The following is a 1,674-nucleotide window of genomic DNA, read 5'->3' as shown; positions in this document are numbered from 1 at the left end:
GCTCAGGCCATTCATCTCAGCTTGCTCCTGCTGACCACGAATCGCCACGCTAGCACATCATCGCAAACCGCGAATCTCCCGTTTTTTGTGACTCATACGGCTTCTCATTGATCAGAACGCATTGGCCCATTCTCTGCGTCCGATGGACATGATGCGCCAGGGCTGACTTTCGAGTTTTCGCCATGCGTCGCAACAGTGATTGACGATATCGTCGTAGGATTTGAAGACTCGGTTCGAGAGCCAATTCTCGCGCATGAAGAGCCAGAGGTTTTCGACCGGGTTCAACTCTGGCGATTTCGGCGGGAGCGGCAGGATCGTTATGTTTTCGGGCACGACGAGATTGTTGGACATGTGCCATCCCGCCTGATCCATGATGAGGATGGCATGGGCGTCATCGGCGACATGACGGGCGATTTCGGCCAGATGCTGCGTCATCGCGTAGGTGTCGCACCACGGCATGACCAGCGCTGCCGCTTTGCCGAGCTTCGGGCAGATTGCGCCAAAGATGTAGGCCGATCTGGTGCGTTGATCATGCGGCGCTGAAGGTCGCGTTCCGCGCTTGGCCCACCGGCGCGTGATCTTGTTCTTCTGACCGATGCGAGCTTCGTCCTCGAACCAGATTTCTATTTGCTTGCCTCGTGCCGCTCCAGCGGCAATTTCTGCCACCGCGGCGGGGAACTTTTTTTAAATTCCTCAATGGCTTGGGGGTCTTGCGCGTGATGTTTGGGCCGTGCGGCCAGCTTGCGATAGCCCATGGCTCGCACCTCACGGCTCAGCGTTTGCTCGCTCACCGAGATGCGAAACCCTTCCCAAAGCCATTGAACCAGATCGCACAGACGCCAACGCACAATGCCGTCAAGATAGGGCGTCGGTCCGCGCTCGATGGCCTGTGCCAAGGCCGCACGCTGCTGATCGTTTAATCGCGACTGCGGACCGGGAGCCTTGCCGTTGATCAGGCCTTGGGGACCACGCTCGTTGAAGCGCATGACCCAGTCCCGAACGATCTGGAGCGTGACATTGCCGAGACGGGCGGCATCGGAACGCGAGCCTCCGTCATAGATCGACGCGAGCGCCAACAAACGTCGTGCCTGGGCGGCGTCCTTCGTCTGCCGCGCCAGCCGCCGCAGACCTTCTCCCTCAAAATCCTCACGCAATGAAATCCCTGATCGCATCGCAGACCTCCGGTTTGCTCCAGAGATTCAGATTCACCGCGTTTTGGGAAGGCCAAAGAGTCAAGTTAAACGGGACGCGGTATCAGTAAGAATAGGTATGCCTGCTGCGTCAGCATACTTGGCATAAAACGGATCCAGGCCGAGTGAAATCGGTGGGCTGCGAACCATGAAAGTATCGAAATTGGATATATCAGCCATCGACAATGGCGACGCAGATAAACCATCCTCAGCGCCGCCAAGTCCCCTGCGGATGCAGCAAGAAGGTATCCACCGACAAGGACCATCGCCATCGAGCATCCATGAATCATCATGACCTTTCCTTAGTGCACTGTCTTCCTGAGACGACGCAACAACCATGCCAATCACCAAGCAAAGAACCGACGGTTATATTTGTCGGCCCTGTCGCGCTAAGAGTCGGATTCGAAAAGCGTTCAACGATATCCATACCTTGCTAGCCGTCTGGTGATGAGACGAATGTGGGCGATCATGATCCACGCTTCGG

1 protein-coding gene is annotated in these 1,674 nt (G+C 56.7%); it reads right to left on the bottom strand.

Features of this window, described 5'->3' with window-relative positions; all coding sequences use genetic code 11:
• Positions 1-111 precede the first annotated feature (111 nt).
• Positions 112-1,172 (bottom strand): IS630 family transposase gene (locus GGD46_RS33585; RefSeq protein WP_184462176.1). Its coding sequence is split into 2 segments (ribosomal slippage): positions 112-680 and positions 680-1,172, totalling 1,062 coding nucleotides; the frame shifts between segments, so codons are not numbered across the junction.
• Between the last annotated feature and the right edge of the window lie 502 nt (positions 1,173-1,674).

The organism is Martinezella lusitana, assembly GCF_014207095.1.
Classification (GTDB): domain Bacteria; phylum Pseudomonadota; class Alphaproteobacteria; order Rhizobiales; family Rhizobiaceae; genus Rhizobium; species Rhizobium lusitanum_B.
This window is presented reverse-complemented; position numbering and strand designations above follow the sequence as displayed.